At 71.1% G+C, this 19,089-nt stretch carries 18 protein-coding genes; 5 read left to right on the top strand and 13 right to left on the bottom strand.

The genetic code is table 11. The annotated features are described in order from the left end of the window. The first annotated feature begins 1 nt into the window (after position 1). Positions 2-1,594 (top strand): alpha-amylase family glycosyl hydrolase, encoded by a 1,593-nt coding sequence (locus OHS17_RS26445; RefSeq protein ID WP_330314148.1) that lies wholly within the window; start codon positions 2-4, stop codon positions 1,592-1,594. Positions 1,595-1,640: 46 nt separating this feature from the next. Here OHS17_RS26445 and OHS17_RS26440 read toward each other — a convergent pair whose 3' ends face one another. From OHS17_RS26440 to OHS17_RS26415, 6 genes are all read right to left on the bottom strand, one after another. Further along, complete coding sequence (locus tag OHS17_RS26440; RefSeq protein WP_330314147.1) at positions 1,641-3,053, bottom strand: sulfatase family protein; 1,413 nt, start codon at positions 3,051-3,053, stop codon at positions 1,641-1,643. Then, a complete protein-coding gene (locus OHS17_RS26435; protein ID WP_330314146.1) occupies positions 3,050-3,769 on the bottom strand; it encodes a hypothetical protein in 720 nt (239 codons plus the stop codon). The genes OHS17_RS26440 and OHS17_RS26435 overlap by 4 nt, the downstream gene beginning before the upstream one ends. Continuing rightward, the gene (locus OHS17_RS26430) at positions 3,766-4,650 is read right to left on the bottom strand and encodes a carbohydrate ABC transporter permease (protein ID WP_330314145.1); all 885 of its coding nucleotides are present in this window, start codon (positions 4,648-4,650) and stop codon (positions 3,766-3,768) included. The genes OHS17_RS26435 and OHS17_RS26430 overlap by 4 nt, the downstream gene beginning before the upstream one ends. Further along, entirely contained in the window at positions 4,650-5,636 is a 987-nt protein-coding gene (locus OHS17_RS26425; RefSeq protein WP_330314144.1) for a carbohydrate ABC transporter permease, read from the bottom strand. Before OHS17_RS26425 ends, OHS17_RS26430 begins: the two co-directional genes overlap by 1 nt. Continuing rightward, the gene (locus tag OHS17_RS26420; RefSeq protein WP_330314143.1) at positions 5,633-6,889 is read right to left on the bottom strand and encodes an extracellular solute-binding protein; all 1,257 of its coding nucleotides are present in this window, start codon (positions 6,887-6,889) and stop codon (positions 5,633-5,635) included. Before OHS17_RS26420 ends, OHS17_RS26425 begins: the two co-directional genes overlap by 4 nt. Before the next feature lie 259 nt (positions 6,890-7,148). After that, positions 7,149-8,207, bottom strand: coding sequence for a LacI family DNA-binding transcriptional regulator (locus OHS17_RS26415; protein WP_330314142.1), 1,059 nt, complete (start codon positions 8,205-8,207; stop codon positions 7,149-7,151). Positions 8,208-8,422: 215 nt separating this feature from the next. Between OHS17_RS26415 and OHS17_RS26410 the strand changes: the two genes are divergently transcribed. Then, positions 8,423-9,838 (top strand): lamin tail domain-containing protein, encoded by a 1,416-nt coding sequence (locus tag OHS17_RS26410; RefSeq protein WP_330314141.1) that lies wholly within the window; start codon positions 8,423-8,425, stop codon positions 9,836-9,838. A gap of 170 nt (positions 9,839-10,008) precedes the next feature. Here the strand turns inward: OHS17_RS26410 and OHS17_RS26405 are convergent, their stop codons facing one another. The 7 genes from OHS17_RS26405 to OHS17_RS26375 all read right to left on the bottom strand — a co-directional run bounded on the left by OHS17_RS26405 (position 10,009) and on the right by OHS17_RS26375 (position 16,576). Beyond that, on the bottom strand, positions 10,009-10,515 hold the full coding sequence (locus OHS17_RS26405) for a MarR family winged helix-turn-helix transcriptional regulator (RefSeq protein WP_330314140.1): 507 nt from the start codon (positions 10,513-10,515) through the stop codon (positions 10,009-10,011). A gap of 49 nt (positions 10,516-10,564) precedes the next feature. Beyond that, a complete protein-coding gene (locus OHS17_RS26400; protein WP_330314139.1) occupies positions 10,565-10,975 on the bottom strand; it encodes an STAS domain-containing protein in 411 nt (136 codons plus the stop codon). Next, positions 10,972-12,063, bottom strand: a complete 1,092-nt coding sequence (locus tag OHS17_RS26395; RefSeq protein ID WP_330314138.1) for a cobalamin B12-binding domain-containing protein — start codon at positions 12,061-12,063, stop codon at positions 10,972-10,974. The genes OHS17_RS26400 and OHS17_RS26395 overlap by 4 nt, the downstream gene beginning before the upstream one ends. Then, positions 12,060-13,613, bottom strand: coding sequence for a PP2C family protein-serine/threonine phosphatase (locus OHS17_RS26390; RefSeq protein WP_330315360.1), 1,554 nt, complete (start codon positions 13,611-13,613; stop codon positions 12,060-12,062). The genes OHS17_RS26395 and OHS17_RS26390 overlap by 4 nt, the downstream gene beginning before the upstream one ends. A 275-nt stretch (positions 13,614-13,888) precedes the next feature. Next, the gene (locus OHS17_RS26385; protein ID WP_330315359.1) at positions 13,889-15,073 is read right to left on the bottom strand and encodes a PP2C family protein-serine/threonine phosphatase; all 1,185 of its coding nucleotides are present in this window, start codon (positions 15,071-15,073) and stop codon (positions 13,889-13,891) included. A gap of 186 nt (positions 15,074-15,259) precedes the next feature. Further along, complete coding sequence (locus OHS17_RS26380) at positions 15,260-15,790, bottom strand: putative immunity protein (protein WP_330314137.1); 531 nt, start codon at positions 15,788-15,790, stop codon at positions 15,260-15,262. Between the two features lie 27 nt (positions 15,791-15,817). Continuing rightward, entirely contained in the window at positions 15,818-16,576 is a 759-nt protein-coding gene (locus tag OHS17_RS26375) for a MerR family transcriptional regulator (protein ID WP_330314136.1), read from the bottom strand. Positions 16,577-16,781: 205 nt separating this feature from the next. Between OHS17_RS26375 and OHS17_RS26370 the strand changes: the two genes are divergently transcribed. From OHS17_RS26370 to OHS17_RS26360, 3 genes are all read left to right on the top strand, one after another. Further along, on the top strand, positions 16,782-17,552 hold the full coding sequence (locus tag OHS17_RS26370) for an MBL fold metallo-hydrolase (RefSeq protein WP_330314135.1): 771 nt from the start codon (positions 16,782-16,784) through the stop codon (positions 17,550-17,552). A 55-nt stretch (positions 17,553-17,607) separates the two neighbouring features. Further along, complete coding sequence (locus OHS17_RS26365; protein WP_330314134.1) at positions 17,608-18,381, top strand: class I SAM-dependent methyltransferase; 774 nt, start codon at positions 17,608-17,610, stop codon at positions 18,379-18,381. A gap of 109 nt (positions 18,382-18,490) precedes the next feature. Continuing rightward, positions 18,491-19,084, top strand: coding sequence for an ArsR/SmtB family transcription factor (locus OHS17_RS26360; RefSeq protein WP_330314133.1), 594 nt, complete (start codon positions 18,491-18,493; stop codon positions 19,082-19,084). Positions 19,085-19,089 lie beyond the last annotated feature (5 nt).

The following is a 19,089-nucleotide window of genomic DNA, read 5'->3' as shown; positions in this document are numbered from 1 at the left end:
CATGTCATCCCCCCGCCCGGCGACCGAATGGCTCGCCGACGCCGTGCTCTACCAGATCTATCCGCAGTCCTTCGCCGACTCCAACGGGGACGGGATCGGCGACTTCGCGGGGATCGAGGCGCGGCTCGACCATCTCGAGTGGCTCGGGGTGAACACCGTCTGGTTCAACCCGTGCTTCGTTTCGCCGTTCGACGACGCCGGGTACGACGTGGCCGACTACCTCAACGTCGCCCCGCGCTACGGCACCAACGAGGACCTGGCCCGGCTCACCGAGGCCGCCGGGCGCCGTGGCATCCGGGTGCTGCTCGACCTGGTCGCCGGGCACACCTCGGACCAGCACCCCTGGTTCCGGGCGTCGGCGAACGACCCGGCCGACCAGCGGTTCATCTGGGCCGACACCGAGCAGGCGCCGCCCGGGTTCGTCGCCTCGCCCGGCAGCCGGTCCGGGTTCTACCAGCCGAACTTCTTCGAGTCGCAGCCCGCGCTCAACTTCGGGCACGCGCGCATGGACCCGGCGGAGCCCTGGCGGCTGCCCGTCGACGCCGAGGGGCCCCGCGCCAACCGGCAGGCGCTGCGCGACATCATGGACCACTGGCTGGACCTCGGCCTGTCCGGCTTCCGCGTCGACATGGCCGCGTCGCTGGTCAAGGACGACCCGGGGCAGGCCGAGACCGCGAAGCTCTGGACCGAGCTGCGCGGCTGGCTGGACCGGGTGCACCCGCGCGCGGCGCTGCTCTCCGAGTGGGGCGACCCGCAGGTCTCCGTCCCGGCCGGGTTCCACGCGGACTTCTTCCTGCAGTTCGGACCGCGCGGTGACGGGCTGCCGCTCCGGTCGCTCTGGAACAACTGGGAGGGCACGGTCAGCGAGCCCTGGGAGCCGCTTGAGCCGTACTTCGGGGCGCGGGGCGAGGGCGGGTTCGCCACCTTCCTCGACGCCTGGCGCGAGGCGACGGAGGTCATCGGGGACGCCGGGTTCATCTCGCTGCCCACGGCCAACCACGACTTCTCGCGCCTCGCCACGGGCCCGCGTACGGCCGAACAGCTGCCCGCCGCCTTCGCGTTCCAGCTGACCTGGCCGACGCTCCCCGCGATCTACTACGGGGACGAGATCGGCATGCGGTACGTGCCCGGCACGCCCACCCGCGAGGGCAGCCGACTGGGTCCGCGGTACGACCGGGCCGGGTCCCGTACGCCCATGCAGTGGGACGACTCGCCGAACGCGGGCTTCTCCACCGCGCCCGCCGACGCCCTGTACCTGCCGCTCGACCCGGACCCGGCGCGCCCGACGGTCGCCGCCCAGCGCGCCGACGAGGGCTCCCTCCTCCACCTGGTCAGGCGGCTGATCGCGCTCCGCAAGGCCACCCCGGAGCTGGGCAGCGGGGCGTCCACGGAGGTGCTGCACGACGGGTATCCGCTGGTGTACGTCCGGGGCGGGCGCTATCTGGTCGTGGTCAACCCGCGCTCCGAGGCCGCCACGACCGCCGTGCCCGTCGGCCCGGTCACCGCGGTGGAGGCGCGCGGGGTCACCGTCGCGGACGGGCGCGTCCACGCCGAGGGCTTCGGCTTCGGCGTCTTCGCACTCGACGCCGGCTGACCGGTTCCGCCCCCGCCCGGTGCCGGGCGGGGGCGGAAGCCGTACCTCAGCCGGGGGTGTCACCGTACTGCCGTTGCAGCGCCGCCAGTTCGGCCGTCAGCTCCACGACCAGATCCCGGTACCCCGGGTCGTCGTACCGGTTGTGCAGTTCGTCCGGGTCGGCGACCAGGTCGAAGAGCTCCCACTCGGGGGCGCGGGTCTCGTCCTTGGCGCCCGGCTGGCCGGAGCCGTGGCCGGGGTAGTGGATCAGCTTGTGGGTGTGGGTGCGGACGCCGTAGCTGGCCTGGACGTTGTGGCAGACGTCCAGGTGCTCGAAGTAGCGGTAGTACACCGACTGCCGCCAGTCGTCCGGCCGTTCGCCCCTGAGCAAGGGCACCAGGCTTCTGCCCTGCATCCGTGGATGCGCTTCCACTCCGGCGAGGTCCAGGATCGTCTGGGCGTAGTCGACGTTGACCACCAGCTCGTCGCAGCTGCTGCCCGGCGGGGTGACGCCGGGCCATCGCACCACCAGCGGAATGCGCAGCGAGGGTTCGTACATGAACCGCTTGTCGAACCAGCCGTGTTCGCCCAGGTAGAAGCCGTGGTCGGAGGTGTACGCGACCGCCGTGGACCGGTCCAGGCCGGTGAGGTCCAGATAGTGCAGGACCCGGCCGACGTTCTCGTCCAGGGCGGCGATGACGCGCAGGTACTCCTTGATGTAGCGCTGGTAGCGCCACTCGCGTTCCTCGCGCTCGTCCAGGCCTTCGGGGACGGGTGCCTTGAGGTCCTCCGGGAGCAGGTCGCGCATCCGCATCTCCGCCTCGGCGGCCGCGCTCGCCCGGTGGCGGTAGTCGTCGTGGAGGGTGCGGGGCGCCGGGATGTCCACGTCCTCGTACAGGTGGCGGTGGCGTTCGGCGGGTTCGAAGGCGCGGTGCGGGGCCTTGTGCTGGATGAACAGCGCGAAGGGCTTCTCGCGGTCCCGGCGGTCGAGCCAGTTGAGCGCGAGGTCGGTGATGAGGTCGGTGACGTAGCCGGTGTGCTGCCGCTCCCCGTCGCGGGTGACGAACGTCGGGTCGTGGTAGACGCCGTGTTCCGGCAGCACCTCCCAGTGGTCGAAGCCGACCGGGTCGGAGCAGCCCCCATGGCCCAGGTGCCATTTGCCGATGATCGCGGTCTGGTAGCCCGCCTCCTGGAGCATGCTCGGGAAGGAGGGCTGGGTGGCGTCGAACTTCTGGCCCTCCTGTTCGAGCGTCGTCATGCCGTTGACGTGGCTGTAGGTGCCGGTCAGCAGGGACGCCCGGGCGGGCGAGCAGATGGAGTTGGTGCAGAAGGCGTTGTCGAAGCGCATGCCCTCGGCGGCCAGCCGGTCGACGGCGGGCGTCCTGTTGATGACGCTGCCGTAGGCGCCGATCGCGGGTACGGCGTGGTCGTCGGTCATGAAGAACACGAGGCTGGGGCGCTCGGTGCCGGTGGTGCTCATGGCCCGGGGTCCTCCTTGGCTGGTGCGGGGTGCGGGCAGGCCCGGTCGCGGGCCAGTCGCAGGGTGCGGCTGCCCGGCATGGGCAGGTCGAGCGTGGTGCGTACGAGACCGTCCGGGCCGGTGTGCGCGAGGGCTTCGGGGCCGGTGTCACCGGCGGGGCGCATCCGGTAGCGGGCGCCCGGTTCGAGCCCGGCGAACTCCACGGTGACGCGGCGGCCCAGCGCCGGTACCGGTATCGCGCGGGGCCGGTCGGCGGCGGCGTTGACCACGCGCACCTCGACCGTGCCGTCGCGCGCGGTGACGGTGGCGGTCACCAGGGCGCGGGCCCCGTCGCCGGTGAGGTGCGCGGGGCGGTGCGGGGCGCCGGCGTCGATCCGGACCCGGACCCCGGCGGGTGCGCTGCCCGGGGCGAGCGCGCAGCCGCGCACGGGGCCGGGCAGCGGGGGCCCGGGGCCCTCGGGCGTCCTGGGCGCGATCCGGTACCAGTAGCCGCGGCCGGGCTCGGCGCGCGTGTCCGCGTACGGCGGGAGGACCGGGCCGGGGTGCAGGGGCTCGTACGGTCCCTCGTAGTGATCGGAGCGGTGGACGACGTAACCGGCCGTCCCCGGCGCCGGCAGCCAGTCGAGCAGCACATGGCCGATGCCGTCCCGGGACCGCAGGACCGTGCCCCGCGCGGGCGGCACGCCCGCCGGGGCGAGGCCGGGGCGCCCGTTCACTTCAGGCCGGAGGTCGCGATGCCCTGGGTGAAGTGCCGCTGGAGGGCGATGAAGACGGCGACGACCGGGAGCACCACGAGGAAGGCGCCGGCCATCAGCACGCCGTTCGAACCGGCGGCCTTGGTGGGGTCGGTGGCGAAGGTGGCGAGGGCGACCGGCAGGGTGTACTTGTCCGGGTCGTTGGTCGCGACGAGCGGCCACAGGAAGTTGTTCCACGAGCCGAGGAACACGAAGATCGTCAGCGTGGCGAGGGCCGGCTTGACCAGCGGGATCACGATCCGCCAGAAGATGTACCACTCGCCGGCGCCGTCGATGCGGGCCGCTTCGAGGAGTTCGTCGGGGATCGCCGCCATGAACTGCCGCATGAGGAAGACCCCGAACGCGCCCGCCGCGAAGGGCAGGATGAGCCCCGCGTAGCTGTCGAGCAGCCCCATCTTGCTCATCATCACGAACTGCGGCAGCAGCATCAGGTTGCCCGGCACCATGAGGGCGCCCAGCACGATCGCGAGCACGCCCCGCTTGCCGAAGAAGTTCAGCTTGGCGAGCGCGTAGCCCAGCATCGAGCAGAAGACCAGGTTGCAGGCGGTCACGACGACGGCGACCACCGCGGAGTTGAGGAAGTTCCGCGCGATGTCCATCAGGTCGAGCAGTTCGCGGAAGTTCGCGAGGGTCCACTCGGTGGGGATCCACACCGGCGGGCTGGCGCCCAGGTCCTGCGGGGTCTTGAAGGCGGACACCGCCATCCACAGGAAGGGCGCGGTCATCACGAGCAGGCCCAGGATGAGCAGCGTGTACGTGAGGGCCTTGGTGCCCGGCCTGCGCGAGGTGGCGGTGCGCCGCCTGCCCGGTGCGCTCTTGGTGGGGAGGTCGGTGGCGCTCATCAGGTCTTGTCCTTCAGCAGGCGGAACTGGAGCAGCGTGACGGCCAGCACGATCGTGAAGAGGACGTAGGCCATGGCGCTCGCGGAGCCCATGTGGAAGAAACTGAAGCCTTCCTTGTACATGTGCAGCGACACGGTGAGGGTGCTGTCGCCGGGTCCGCCGTCGGTCATCACGAAGGGTTCCTCGAAGACGTTGAGGAAGCCGATGGTGGTCATCACCGCGACGTACAGCATGGTGGGCCGCAGCAGCGGGACCGTGATCCGGCGGAACTCCTGGAAGGCACCCGCGCCGTCCAGCTTGGCGGCCTCGCGGACCTCGACCGGGATGGCCTGGAGTCCGGCGAGGAAGAGGACCATCGCGGTGCCCATGTTGCGCCAGACGGCCATCACGATCAGCGACGGCATCGCGAGCGCCTTGGAAGCGAGGAAGTCCGGCGTGGAGAAGCCGAGCTGCGCGCCGAGCCCGGCGATCAGGCCCTCCGAGGGGTCGAGCACGAACCGCCAGATGACGGCCACCGCGACGATGGCGGTGACCACGGGGACGTAGAAGCCGACCCGGAAGAAGGTCCGGAAGCGGTCGATGCCGGAGTTGAGGAGCACGGCCGCGACCAGTCCGCTGCCGATGGTCAGCGGGACGCCCAGCACCACGAAGTAGCAGGTGTTGAAGAGCGCCTTCATGAACTTCGGGTCGTCGAAGAGCGCGGTGTAGTTGTCGAATCCGACGAAGTTCGCGTCGAGCGGGTGGGTGACGTTGCGCAGGCCGAAGTCGGTGAAGCTCATGAGGAGCGTCGCGACGATCGGGAACGCCATGAAGGTCAGGAAGAGGGCCAGGAACGGCGTCGAGTACAGCCAGCCGGCGAGGTTCTGCCGGGAGAGCCGGTCGGGGCGGAGCTCCTGGCCCGCCGGGTCCTGCTGTCCGGGAGGGCCGCCGGCCTGGGCCGGAGCGCGGTCCAGGCCTGCCCCGGCCCGGGTGGCGGCGGTCTTCACTGGGAGATCAACCCCTCCGTGGTCGCCTGGAGCTTCTTGGCCTCGGCGGCCGGGTCACCGCCCTGTGCGATCTTCTCCAGGGTGCCCTCGATGGCGGCGGCGATCTCGTTCCACTTCTCCAGGGCCGGGATCTCCTTGCCGGTGTCCAGGGCCTGGCGAAAGACCTTCAGGCTGTCGGCCTCGGCGCTGTCCTTGATCTCCGGGAGGTCGTAGGCGGCCTTGCCGGCGGGCAGCGACTTGGTCGCGCCGTACCAGGCGGCCTGCGTCTCGGGGGTGGTCAGGTACTGGGTGAACTTCTCGGCGGCGGCCTTGTGCTCGCTGTCCTTGAAGGTCACGAGCGAGGCGCCGCCGACCCAGGAGACGGACCCCTTCGGGCCCGCGGGCAGCGGGGCGGTCTTCCACTTGCCCTTCAGCTGCGGCTGCTGCTCGTTGAGGTTCTGGACCATCCAGGGGCCGGACATGAACGTCGGCTCCTCGCCCTTGGCGAAGGTCTTGGCCACGTCGGCGCCGGGCACGAAGTTCTTCTTGGCGAGCCCGTCCTTGAAGTAGCTGCCCCACGTCCGGAACGCCTTCACGGCCTCGGGGGTGTCGAGCGCGGCCTTGCCGTCCGCGTCGGTGAGGCTGCCGCCCTCGGAGTACAGGAACTGCAGCCAGCTCTGCCAGGCGCCGGTGTTGCCGGGCTGGAGCGCGGTGCCGAACTGGGCGCCGTTCTTCTGGTACGCCTCGGCGAGCTTGTGGTGGTCGTCCCAGGTGACGGGCGCCTTGTCGACGCCGGCCTTCTCCGCGAGGTCGGTGCGGTAGTAGAGACCGCGTACGTCGGCGTACCACGGAACGCCGTAGGCGGTGCCGTCCACCACGTTGCTGTTCCAGGTGGCGGGGAAGAAGTCGGCCTTTTTGAAGGCCTTGGTGTCCACCGGCTCCAGCACGTCGAGCGCGATGTACTGCCCCATCATCGTGGAGCCCATCTGCGCCATGTCGGGGAGCTTCCCGGCGGCCGCGGCGGCGGTCATCTTCTGGCCGACGACGTCCCAGCCGATGGGGGTCACCTTGACGGTGATGTTCGGGTTGTCCTTCTCGAAGTCCTTGGCGACCGTGGCGAGCCGCTTGGCCTCCTCGCCCATGCCCCAGACGGTCAGGGTCTGCTTGGCGTCGGCGGACTGCTGCGCGCCACCGCCACCGCCGCAGGCGGTGAGGGACAGCGCGGCGGCCACTACGACGGAGATACCTGTGACGGTCTTGGCGGGGCGTGCCATGGAGCTCCTCCTCGAGCTGTGTATGCGCTATCTGAAAGCGCATACAGAACTCTGCGATATGGGTCTGGATCGCTCAAGAGGGATGGGATAACGCTTGGGTAACGCGGGGGGTGGCGGGGTTGACCGGGGGCGTACGGGGGTGAGCTCCGGGAGTACGGGCGTGGCCTCAGGGGTGCTTTGACTCCGGGCGTGCGGGGTGAGCTCCCCCGGGCCTGTGGGAGCGCCCCTGACCTGGGCTTACGGGCCCGCGCCCCGCCCCTTACGCCGCCGCGTCCGCCGGGCAGCCGCAGCTGCGGCGCAGCACCGCGGAGACGGGCAGCAGCCGCTCCTGCGGGGGTCTCTCGCGCTCGGCGAGCCGGGCCACCAGCAGTTCGACGGCCTCCACGCCCAGCTGCCCCATCGGCTGCCGGACCGTCGTGAGCGTCGGCCGCACGAGCCTACTGAGGGGGATGCCGTCGAAGCCGGTCACGGCGATGTCCCCGGGCACGTCGATGCCGCGTGCCTCCAAGGCGTGCAGCGCGCCCACGGCCATCTGGTCGTTGGCGAACACCAGGCCCTGGGGCCGGGGCCCCTCCGCCGCCCCGAACAGCGTCTCCACCGCCTGGCGCCCGGCGGCCTGGGTGAGGTCGCCCCGCAGGTCGGGGGCCTTGGGCAGCGGGAGACCGGCTTCCAGGTGGGCGGCCTGGTAGCCGAGGAACCGGGCCTCGCCGTCCGGGGAGTCCGCCGGCCCGCCGACGAACGCGAGCCGCCGCAGCCGGTGCGGGCCGAGCAGGTGCCGCGTGATCTGAAGCTGTCCGTCGAAGTTGGCCACCTTCACGTGGTCGATGCCGTCGTACGGCTCGCCCGCGAGCAGCACGACCGGGACCCGCCGGGCCACCATCTCCAGGGTCTCGTCCGGCACGGCCTGGGCGAGGACGGCGAGCCCGTCCACCCGGCCCGCGACCTCGGTGAGCCGGGTGCCCGCGTCGTCGGCGTGCGAGGAGGCGATGAGCAGCGCGTATCCGTGGCGCCTCGCGGCGCGCTCCATGCCCCTTATGACCTCGTCGGAGTAGAGGGTGACCTCGCCGGGGTCGGCGGCGGACGCGCTGTCCGCCTCCGCGTCGTGGAAGTCCGGGTAGCACAGGCCGAGTACCCCGGTGGAGCGGCTGGCGAGGCCGCGGGCGCTGCCGCTGGGCACGTACCCGAGTTCGCGCGCGCTGGCCAGCACGCGTTCGCGGGTCTCCCCGCGCACCGATTCCGGGCTGCGGTACACCCGCGACACCGTGGCGATGGAGACCCCCGCCCGCTCGGCAACGTCGTACACCGTAGGAGTACTCATCGCGCCGCGTCACCTCTCTTCCCCTGTGGTGGGGAGATGTTCCCACATGCGGGGCAGGTGTATGGAAGCGCATTCACTCATTCCGCCGCCGAGGTGCGGGGCCCCGCAGAGTTTGCCCGGCGTTCGCGAGCCGTCCTCCCGGGGGTGGGCATTCCGTTCGGGCTGGGCCGAGAGCGTCGGGCCGCCCGCCCCACGACTACGTCAGGATGGATTCCGTGACCGCATCGCCCTCCCGCCCACGGCGGCCCCGCGCTCTCGCCCGCTTCCTCGTCGCCGCGCCGCTGCTGGCGGCCGGCGCGCTGACCGGGGTGCCGGCGGCGCACGCGGCCCCGGCCGACGACGTGCGTATCAACGAGGTGGTGACCACCGGCGACGTGAACGACTCGGTCGAGCTGTACAACAAGGGCGGCTCGTCGGTCGACGTGTCGGGCTGGGTCCTGAAGGACGACGACAAGGACCACGCGTACAAGATCCCCTCCGGGACGACGCTGGCGCCGGGCGCCTTCCGGGCGTTCGACGTGAGCGGCGCGTTCGGTCTCGGGTCGGCCGATGAGGCGCGGCTGTATCTGGCGGACGGCAAGACACAGGTGGACGGCTTCTCGTGGAGCAAGCACTCCGCTCCGTCCTGGTCGCGTTGCCCCGACGGCACCGGCGCGTTCAAGCAGGCGGCGTCGGTGACGCTGGGCGCCGCGAACGCCTGCGGTACGGGTGGGGGCTCGACGGCCCCCGTCGCGTGGCCGGGCGGCAGCTCGGTCGCCACCGCGGACGGCGCGAACGTGTTCGGCGAGGACCTGAGCGGGCTCTACCAGGACGGCAGCGTGCTGTGGGCGGCGCAGAACAGCGGCAAGCTGTGGCGCCTGGTGCGGGACGGGTCCGGCGGCTGGAAGCCGGACACCGCGAACGGCTGGTCCTCGGGCAAGACCCTGCGCTTCCCGGGCGGCTCCGGCAGCCCGGACGGTGAGGGTGTCACGGCGGCCGCCGGGGAGATCTTCGTCGCGAGCGAGCGCAACGGGGACGCCTCGGGCACGAGCCGCCTGTCGGTGCTGCGGTACGACGTGAGCGGTTCGGGCTCGTCGCTGACGGCCGCCAAGGAGTGGAACCTCACCTCCGACCTCCCGTCGACGGGCTCCAACCTCGGCCTGGAGGCCGTGACGTGGATTCCGGACGCGGCGCTGACGGGCGCCGGATTCAAGGACGCGTCGACGGGCGCGGCGTACGACCCGGCGCACTACGCCGCCCACAGCGGCGGCGTCTTCTTCGTCGGCGTCGAGGGCACGGGCATGGTGTACGGCTACGTCCTGGCCGACTCCGGCTCGTACACCCGGATCGCCTCCTTCAGCAGCGGCATGTCCGGCGTGATGGAACTCCAGTGGGAGCCCCAGGCATCCCGCCTCTGGGCGGTCTGCGACGACACCTGCGACGGCCGCCACCAGACGTTCACGGTCAACGCGACGGGCACGTTCGCCCCGGCGGCGGCGTACAACCGCCCGAGCGGCATGCCGAATGACAACAACGAGGGCTTCGCGCTGGCGGGTGCGGACGAGTGCGTGTCGGGGTCGAAGCCGGTGTACTGGTCGGACGACGCGAATGACGGCGGGCACGCGCTGCGGCGGGGCAGCGTCAGCTGCTGAGGGCGGCCGACGAGGAGGGGCGGGCGCGTCAGGGGCTGCCCGCGCGCCTCCCCGGAGGCCTGTCCGCCGGGCAGGGATTCGGACGGTCTCGGGGCGGCCTCATCCGCGCCGGCCCGTGAGCGGGTGCGGGGCTCCAGGGGGTGTTCCCGGCGGAGGTGAAGTGTCGGCGTTCAGGCAGCGGAGTGGTCGGCGGGTACGTGGGGTCTTTCACCGGCGGCGGTGTCCAGTTGTGCCTGAAGCGCAGCGAGTCCGATGGCGAGGGCGGCGCGCTCGGTGGGGGGAATTCTGTCAATGGCCTGGTGGAGCATGGTGTCGCGCTGCTCACGGATACGTTGCAGGTGTTCTTTGCCTGTGCGGGTGAGTCGCAGGGTGACCTCGCGGCCGTTGTCCGGGCAGGGCCGACGTTCGAGAAGGCCGATGGCCTGAAGCCGGTCACACATACGGGTGACCGTCGGGGGGGCTGAGGCCAGACGTTGGCAGACGGTGCGCATGCGTATGCCGTTCTCGCGGTCGACGACGTACATCAGGCGCAGCTGTGAGGTGGAGCTGGGGGCTGTGGTGCCGGTGGTGGAGTGTCTGGCGTGCTCCCACATCACGTCGAGGAGTTCGGTCAAGGCGCTGGCGGACCGAGTTGCCTCGTGCCAGGTGTTGCTGGGGGCGGCGTCTGGTACGGTCACGGATTCCCCGTCGGTGGGTGCTTATGTCCAGTGAACGGTCGGGAGAGGTTCAGGTGTTCGCGTCCGGTGCGGTGGGACCGGCCGATACGGCGTTGTCGTGTGGTGCCGGGGGATTCGCGGCACCCTCGCCGCCTGGGCCCATGAGGTGGCTGCGGATTCCGGTGAGGTCCAGGAGCCGCTCCAGCTTGGCAGGTCGGTCATCCAGGTGGAGACGCACCCCTGCCGCGGTGGTGAGGCGGTGGATCATCAGCAGGGCCGAAAGGCCCATGGAGTCGATGGTGCCGAGGTGCGCACAGCGCAGACGCAGCTCGGACGGCGCGGCCCGTTTCGACAGGCGGCCGCTGACCTCATCGACCAGGCGATCGGCGCCGATGTAGTCGAGGTCTCCGCGTATCTCCACGAGGATGCTGTCCCGGGAGTCGGTCGTGGTCAGCTGCAGGTGATCGGGGTGTGTGGTCATACGGGGTTCCCGGCGGCGGTGGATATGGCGGCGGTCAGGGTGTGGGCGGCGGCCGTGAGCATACGGACGGCCCGGGGGAAGTCCTTGAGTTCGCGGCTCAGGAGGTCCAGGGCCGGGAGCAGGCTGTGGGCGGGTACGCCGCGTGCCTGGAGGATCTCCGCGGTCCAGGTGGTGAACCAGGTGAAGAGTTCGTCGTCATCGAGGTAGAGGGCGGTGGCGAGGAACTCCACGATGTGCGCGAGGTCCTCCGCGGTCCGTTCACGCTGGGCGTCGGTGTAGTCGCGGAGGACGGGGAAGGAGTCCTCCAGCGCGGCGAAGACTGTCTGGACGAGCGTGGCGCCGGTGCGGGTGACCATGGTGTATTCCTGGTCGGCCAGATGTGGCAGGTCGTCGACCTGCTGGTGATCGGGCGACGGCAGCGGCAGTGGGCTGCTGATGAGACGGTCGGCGGCGGCGCGGGCGTCCGGTGCCCATGCGTCGGCGCCCAGCAGCTTCGCGTAGCGGCCTTCCGGACCGAAGGCGGCCCCGCCGACGATGACCGGGACACCGATCGCCTGGCACGCGGTGATCACCGCGTGCGCGGTCGGCAGCCTGGTGGCGAGGGAACTGGACAGGGCCACCGCATCCGCCCGGGTGTTGTGGAGATGGGAGATGAGGTGCGGTGTGGGGACCTGGGCTCCGAGGTAGTCCACCCGCCAGCCACGGAGTTTCAGGACCTCGGCGAGCAGACGGGCGGGGAGGGCGTGCCATTCACCGTCGACGCAGGCGACGGTGACGCGCCCCCGGTTGGCGGCCGTACGTGCGGTGGGGTGCAGGCTCACCGCGGTGACCGCACGGTCGTTGATGGCGGTCGCCGCGTGCTCCTGGGCGACGCTGAGCCGGTTGGACGCCCACTCCTGACCGACGCGGCCTTGCACCACGGCGATCACGTCGAGCAGGACGCTCTCCGCGGGGATCCCCTCATCCAGCATCCGCAGGACGAGCTCGGTGGCCGCGTGCTCGTCCATGGCCGCGACGGCTTCCCACAGCCGCTCCACGGGCTCTTCGAGCGAGGCACCGGCCGCGCGAGGCCGGGAGCTGGTATTCATGCGGTGAACCTGCCCCGTGTGTGTCCGTCCACCGCGCTCAGGTGATGCGTGTGGGGTGCGGCGATCACAACGACGGCCATGTCGTCGTGAGTGCGGTTGCCGAGCCACTGGGCGGCCAGCATCTGTACGTGCTCGGCGATCCCCTCGGCGGGCATGCCCGCGCACTGGGACAGGGCGCGCTTGAGGCGCTTCTCACCGAACATGTCGTCGCCCATCGGCCCGCCCTTGGCCTCGGTGATGCCGTCGGTGTAGAGGACACACGACTCACCGGGTGCGAGCGAGACGGCGGCCGTGGTGGCGGAGATGTCCGGGATCGCACCGATCAGGGTGCCGTGCGTGTCGGCCTCCTCGACGCTGCCGTCCGCTCGGATGATCAGGGGGCAGGGATGACCGCTGCTGGTGAGGTCGAGGTCCACCTTGTTTCCGCGTCGTACGGCGGAGGCCAGGACCAGGGTGGCGAAGCGGGTGTGGTGGGAGCTGAGCAAGGCGGTGTTGAGCAGGCCGAGCATGCGCTGGTGGTCGCCGGCCAGGGGCAGCAGAGCGTGCAGAGTGTTACGGATCTTGCCCGTCAGCACAGCGGCTTCCAGGCCCTTGCCGCACACGTCTCCGAGAGAGACCAGCGAGGCTTCGCCCTCGACGGCGGCCGGGTGCACATCGTAGAAGTCGCCCCCGATGCGCTCATGATCTCCGGAAGGCCGGTAGCGGCCGGCGAAGTCCACCCCGGAGATCTGGTGCAGGACCGGGGGCATGAGCTCACGCATCAGCACGTCGGTGATCGCGGTCTGCTCCGCGTACAGCCGGGCGGCGGACATCGCGGCACCGGCGCGGGCGGCGAATACCCTGGCGAAGACCTCCTCCTCCTCGCTGAAGGCCGCGGTTCCCGTCTTCCGGAGCAGGATGAGCGCCCCGGCGGGAACCCCCTGTCCGGGCAGGGGGGTGATCACGATCGAGCCGACCGTCCCGAGTTCCTGCGGCAACATCCAGCCGGGGGCTGTGGACGGGTCGATCCATCGTGAGGGAACCGGGGGGAACCCGCGCATCGCCTCGCCCAGACCCGGCACGTCGTCAGGGTTCACCTTCACGGTGGACTGGACCGGGCCACTGCCGCGCAGGCACGTCACCAACGGCAGCCGGTGCCCGTAATCCGGGGCGACGACCAGTGCGGCGTCCGCGAGGCTCTCGGCAGCCAGCAGCGCCGTCACGTCCATGCAACGTCCCAGGTTGAGGGAGGCGAGCAGCGTGCTGGACGCCTTCGCGAGGAAGGCGGTCCGCTCCCGCTCCATCCGCAGAGCCTCCCGGACCAGTTGGTGATCGTTGTCATCCACCAGCCACCATGCCACCCGGCCCTCGCTCTGCGCACTGGGGTGCGCTTCGAAATGCCGTCCGGCGATATCTCCGCGCAGCGGCTCCCCGGCGTCCCGGGCCGGGTGTCGACCGGGAGCGCTCAGCGTGGCGTGTGCGGCACTGAGCCAGGCCGGGACCACGTCCGCGAGTGGCGTCCCGGGCAAGGCGCTGGGCAGGAGAAGGCGTGCGGCGTCATTGCAGCGCACCACGGCGCCCCGGGCGTCGGCCACGAGAACCGGGTACGGAGCCTGGCCCCAGAAGGGGTCCGTACCCGTGTGCCGCGGGGAGTGAGCTTGAGTGGAAACCAAAGACCGAGGACCCGCTGCGCGAATCCCTCACCTCATCAACTAGACGATTGCCTGGAGGCAACCATCCCTCCCGGAGCCTCCGCACCGCAAGCTGCCCGCCCCCTTGGAGACGCCTCTCACACATGGGGCGCACAATCTTCGCATCTTGGACCACATGCCCACGCAGTCGGGGTTCAGCGATCGCCGCTACCCGCACGGCCCAGCCAGTCCAGGCACAGCACAAGGGAATCGTCCTCTGCCGGACCCGCACCGCGATGGTCCAGCAATTCCTGCAGCATCACCCTCGGCACTTGCGAAGCGGGCAGTAGGCGAGTGCTGTTGATCGATCCGGCCAACGCGCGCCGGCGGTACTTCTCGCCGTCCGGGGACAGAGCGTCGTAGACACCGTCGCTGACGAAGAGGAGACGGTCTCCCGGCTCGACCTCGAAGTACTGCGGTGTGTACTCGGTGTCCTCGAACATGCCCAGCGGCGCCTGCGCCTCCATCTCGACCGTCTCGATCACCCCCCGGCGCACGCGCCAGACCTTCGGGGAGCCGGCATCGATCATCTCCACCCGTCCCGTAGGAACGTGGAAACGGAACAACAGCGTCGAAAGGTACTGGTTGCCCCGGTGCTGCGCGTACACCGCCTGATCGGCCATATACGCCTGATCGCCCAGGCTCAGCCCGGCGCGGCGGGCATTGCGCAGGGCATTGACGGCGAGGTTCGTCAGCAAGGCGGCATCGATGCCCTCACCCATGCCGTTACTGACGGTCACGTAAAGGTCATCAGCCGAGGCCGACCAGTCGAAGCAGTCACCGAAGATCGCGTAGGCAGGCTCCAGCTGGGCGCCCAGACTGTACTCCGGCCGCGAACACGAGCGCCCGGGCAGCAACTGCCACTGCATCTCGGCGGCAAGCGTGAGCCGCTCCGCCCTGCGCGCCTGCAGGAAGAGGTCCGTGTCCCGCCCGGCGACCACCACTTCATGCGCGAGCGCGTCGGCGCAGGCCTGCAGGTCCTCCACCACGGCGGGCTCGACCCCGTCGCCCACGGGCAGGGTGACACCGAGAACGCCCAGCCGGTCACCCCGGACGCTGACCGGCAGGTATACCGTCGCCTCGGACGCCGAGCGGTCATGCACACACTGCGGTTCCTGAGCACCGAACGCACGACCCGGAGCGCTGTCGTAGACGGATACCGGCGGCCGGGTGTGCGGCAGCACCTCGACGGGCTGCAGCCGCGTCATGGCGTAGTCGACCAGCAGAAGATCGACGGCGAGGGCGCCATGGCGGCGCACGACCGTGGAACGGAACACGTCGAAAACCTCGTGGGGCGCGGCCTCGCGCAAAGCGCGCTCGACCGCACTGGGTCTATGCATTTCTGCTGAACCTGCCTTTCTTCTGTAAATATCCATCAAAACGACCGTCGCTGTCGAACAGCCGGAGGGGCATGAAGCCCACTCGGGAGTGTCACACGCGCAACGCCCGCGCCCGGCCAGTACTCCCACGGCAGCGGACCGGCTGGAGGCGGGGCTGCGGCACGGCGCCCCGCGCCTCTTCCGCGCCTACGGGACCCGGCGGAGGGAGGCGTCCAGCGCGGCCATGAGCTGCGCGGCGCGGCTCCTGCCCCCGAGGGCGGGCGGGTAGCGCCGGAGGACGTCGATCAGGACCGGCGCGGCCTGCTCACGGACCCTTTCCACGGCCCGCTCCCCGGCCCCGGGATCGTCGCCCGCGCGGATCTCCGCGATGCGGGCAGCGTTCGCGGCGGCGCGCAGGATGTGGGCGACCTGGTGGGCCTTCGCGATCGGGTGCAGGTAGGCGGCGGACGCGGCGTCGCCGGCCGCCTGCGCGGCGAGGCGGGCGGCCTCCGTGGCCGCGTCCTTCGCGGCGCGGTGGGCGTCCATCGACGCGACGCGCTGGAGCCGGGTCCTGGGCGCGCCGCCGATGAACTCCCGGGCCGCCTCGATGGCGGCCCGGGGCCGTACATCTCCGGGGTGTGCGTCCTCGAACACCGCCAGGACGTCCTGCGCCGCCTCGGTGGCGTAGCGCGCTACGGCCCTCAGCTCGTCCAGGGACAGTTCGAAGTCGCTCGTCACGCCGGTGATCCTCGCACGGGCGTCCGTTCAGCCGAGCCGGTCCGCCGTGTACGCCTCGATGGCATCGCGCTGGAACGCGGCGAGGCCGGGCGCGATGGCTTCGTAGGCCGCGCGCCATTCCGGGTTGTCCACGACGGAGCGGCCCATGGCCAGGTGCTCGTCGGCGGACACCGGGCGCAGGGCGGAGAGCAGCCGGTAATGGGCGTCGACCTCCTCCTGGACCGGGGCGGAGTCGGCCGCGTGCCCGTCGGCCCGGAGTTCGGCGAGGCGGATCATCCTGGCCGTACGGTCGCGCTGGCCGGCCTCGATGTCCTCGGGGCTCCTTCCGTCGACGTGCTCGGCGACCCGCTCGGCGTGGGCGGGGAAGTCGCGCAGGCTCTCCTGGTACTGGTCCGGCTGTACGCCCTCGAAGAGGTTCTCCGGTCGGTTGATGGTCATGGGTGCGTCGTCCTTCCTGGACTGTTCCAGTTCGGCGATCGTGCGCGAGACAGTGACGGCCAGCGTGTCGAGCCGGTCCCGTTCGGCGAGGAGCCGCCGGTGGTGGCCGCGCAGGGCCTCCACCGCGTCGACCTGCTCGGCCAGGACGCGCCCGATGTCCTCCAGCCCGAGCCCCAGCTCCCGCAGGACCAGGATCTGCTGGAGCCGCAGGAGCTGGGCCTCCCCGTAGTACCGGAGCCCGCCCGCCCCCGTCCGGGCGGGCGGCAACAACCCGATCGCGTCGTAATGCCGCAGCGTCCGGGCGGTCACCCCGGACATCCGCACCACCTCGGCGGTCGGCCACTCCATCGCCTTCACCTCGCGCTTTCGCCGTACCGGGCCGGTGTTTCCGGCCCTGTCCCACGACCGTAGAAACTGCCGTTACGTCAGCCGCAAGGCGTCGCTTCGGGCGGCGGGCGCACTCGCTGTTCGGCGCCGCACGCGCACAGAATCGCGCTACGGGGCAGCTGTCTTCCAGACGTCGCCTCCCGTAACTGTGTTCTAGGATCTCGGGATGAGTGACGAGCCTTTTCGCCTCACGGTCCTGGGCTGCGCAACGCCCTACCCGAGCGTGGACAATCCTTGCTCCGGCTATCTGGTGTCGGGCGGGGACACCCGTATCTGGGTGGACGCGGGCAGCGGGACGCTCGGCCCGCTCCAGCGGCATGTGCGGCTGGATGAGCTCGACGCGATCTGGATCTCGCATCTGCACGCCGATCACAGCGCGGACCTGCTCACCGCGTACTACGGAGCCCTGTACGCGGACATCCGCCTCGCGGCGCCCATCCCTCTCTACGGTCCGCCCGGGATCGCCGACCGGCTGGCCGGCTTCCTCACCAACACTCCGGCCCGCAGCCCGATCGAATCCGCCTTCTCCGTCACCGAGTTGCACGACGGGCACCAGGCGGCCACCGGCTCGCTCCGGCTGACCAGCCGGGCGGTGTCGCACGGCATGCCGGCCTTCGCCGTGCGCATCGAGGCGGCGGGCAGATCGCTGGTGTACTCCGGGGACACGGCACCGTGCCCGAGCCTCACGGAGCTGGCCGAGGGATGCGACGTGCTGCTGTGCGAAGCCGAGAGTGCGCAGGCACCGGCCGAGGGCGAGCAGGTGCACCACACGCCCGAGGACACCGGCGACACAGCGAGCACGGCCGGGGCGGGCCGACTGATCGTCACGCACGTCGGCCGCTTCCTCACACCGCAGCAAGCGGTGGCGCGTGCATCGGCGCGGTTCGGCGGTCCCGTCGATTACGCCGCCCCCGGGACCACCTTCCCGATCGGCTGAGCGCGGTGGAAATGGGCGTGCGGACCGCCTGTGCCCTCTGCCAGCATGGCCCGCCATGACCGCGACGCGGGCCACCGCCCTCTTCGATCAACTGGCCTCGGTGTACGACGAGGTGCTGCCGTTCTTCACCGGGTTCACCCGACAGCACATGGCGTGGCTCGCTCCCGGGCCCGGGACCCGGGTCCTCGACCTGGGGGCCGGGCGCGGCGCCCTGACCGGTGCCGCGCCGGCCCGTGGCTGCCGGGTGACGGCGGTGGACTGCGCTCCGGGGATGGTCGAGCGGCTGGCGGCGCAGTATCCGCAGGTGCACGAGGCGCGGGTGATGGACGTTCACCAACTGGACCTCCCCGACGACTCCTTCGACCTGGTCTGTGCGGGGTTCGTCGTCCACCTGCTCGATGATCCGGCTGCGGCGGCCCGGGAGTTCCGCCGCGTCCTCGCCCCCGGCGGGGTGTTCTCCTTCTCCGTCCCGGGTGACGTCGAGGACGCGCCGGAGTGGGAGTTCTACGGGGCCCTCTTCCGGGAGTTCCAGCCCCTGATTCCCGAGGGACAGGGGCGGCCGAGTCGCCCCCTGGACGCGGAACGGCTGCTCTCGTCCACCGGGTTCACCGGCATCGGCGAGACCGCCATCGAGCAGCGCCTGCCCGTCCCGGACGCCGACACGTTCTGGGACTGGGGGCTCTCCCACGGCTCCCGCGCCTACTTCGACGCCCTCCCGGCCGATGCCCGTACGGAGTTCGAGGCGCGGGTGCGGGCGACGCTGTCCGCCATGGACCCGATCGTGTTCGCGGCCGGGGCCCACCTCTGGAGGGGCACCTCAGCGGCATGACCTCGGGCGTGGCGGCCTGCCGCCACGCCCGAGGTCGAGTCGGGCCGCGCAACGGCCCACTGTGAAGCGGATATTGCGAAGTCTACGCTTCACATCTACCGTGTCGTGCATGCGACCGAAGCACGAGCCCGAGCAGATCACCGACCTGACCCGGTTGAGGGCGTTCATGAACCCGCTGCGGATGCAGCTCTACCGGCTGCTGTACGCCGCGGGCACCGCGACCGCCTCCCAGCTCGCCGAGCACGTCGATGAGACGCCCTCGCTGGTCAGTTACCACCTGCGCAAACTGGCCGAGCACGGCTTCGTGGCCCAGACGAGCGGCGAGGGCGGCGACGGCCGGGAGCGGTGGTGGCAGGTGGCGTCCGAAGAAGGGTGGGGCTTCCGGGACTCGGACTTCGCCGACTCACCGGAGGGCGCCGCGGCCGTCGGTGCGGTGACCCGGGGGATCTTCGACACCCGCGTCGCCCAGTACCGCACGTATCTCGACCAGAGGGCCGCCTGGGGGAAGCGGTGGACCGACGCCGCCTACACCTCGGAGTGGCTGCTCGACCTGACTCCGGACGAACTCGACCGGATGAGCGACGAGTTCGAGGCACTGGCCCGGCGCTGGCGGGAGCGCGGCAAGGCCGCCAAGGCCGCCGGTGACACCGAGGACCGTGAGCACGTGTCCGTGCACATGTACGGCTTCCCCTTCCGGCCCTGACCTGC

The organism is Streptomyces sp. NBC_00523 (assembly GCF_036346615.1).
GTDB lineage: Bacteria > Actinomycetota > Actinomycetes > Streptomycetales > Streptomycetaceae > Streptomyces.
The sequence above is the reverse complement of the archived record's forward strand: the minus strand, read 5'-3'. Positions and strand labels throughout refer to the sequence as shown.

Bases quoted from the DNA above. Each gene is read 5' to 3' on its own strand.
- OHS17_RS26400 (WP_330314139.1), bottom strand. From the start codon at position 10,975: ATGACCACACACCCCGATCACCTGCAGCTGACCACGACCGACTCCCGG.
- OHS17_RS26415 (WP_330314142.1), bottom strand. From the start codon at position 8,207: ATGAGTACTCCTACGGTGTACGACGTTGCCGAGCGGGCGGGGGTCTCC.
- OHS17_RS26420 (WP_330314143.1), bottom strand. From the start codon at position 6,889: ATGGCACGCCCCGCCAAGACCGTCACAGGTATCTCCGTCGTAGTGGCC.
- OHS17_RS26370 (WP_330314135.1), top strand. From the start codon at position 16,782: ATGAGTGACGAGCCTTTTCGCCTCACGGTCCTGGGCTGCGCAACGCCC.
- OHS17_RS26445 (WP_330314148.1), top strand. From the start codon at position 2: ATGTCATCCCCCCGCCCGGCGACCGAATGGCTCGCCGACGCCGTGCTC.
- OHS17_RS26395 (WP_330314138.1), bottom strand. From the start codon at position 12,063: ATGAATACCAGCTCCCGGCCTCGCGCGGCCGGTGCCTCGCTCGAAGAG.
- OHS17_RS26440 (WP_330314147.1), bottom strand. From the start codon at position 3,053: ATGAGCACCACCGGCACCGAGCGCCCCAGCCTCGTGTTCTTCATGACC.
- OHS17_RS26430 (WP_330314145.1), bottom strand. From the start codon at position 4,650: ATGAGCGCCACCGACCTCCCCACCAAGAGCGCACCGGGCAGGCGGCGC.
- OHS17_RS26375 (WP_330314136.1), bottom strand. From the start codon at position 16,576: ATGGAGTGGCCGACCGCCGAGGTGGTGCGGATGTCCGGGGTGACCGCC.
- OHS17_RS26360 (WP_330314133.1), top strand. From the start codon at position 18,491: ATGCGACCGAAGCACGAGCCCGAGCAGATCACCGACCTGACCCGGTTG.
- OHS17_RS26385 (WP_330315359.1), bottom strand. From the start codon at position 15,073: ATGCATAGACCCAGTGCGGTCGAGCGCGCTTTGCGCGAGGCCGCGCCC.
- OHS17_RS26365 (WP_330314134.1), top strand. From the start codon at position 17,608: ATGACCGCGACGCGGGCCACCGCCCTCTTCGATCAACTGGCCTCGGTG.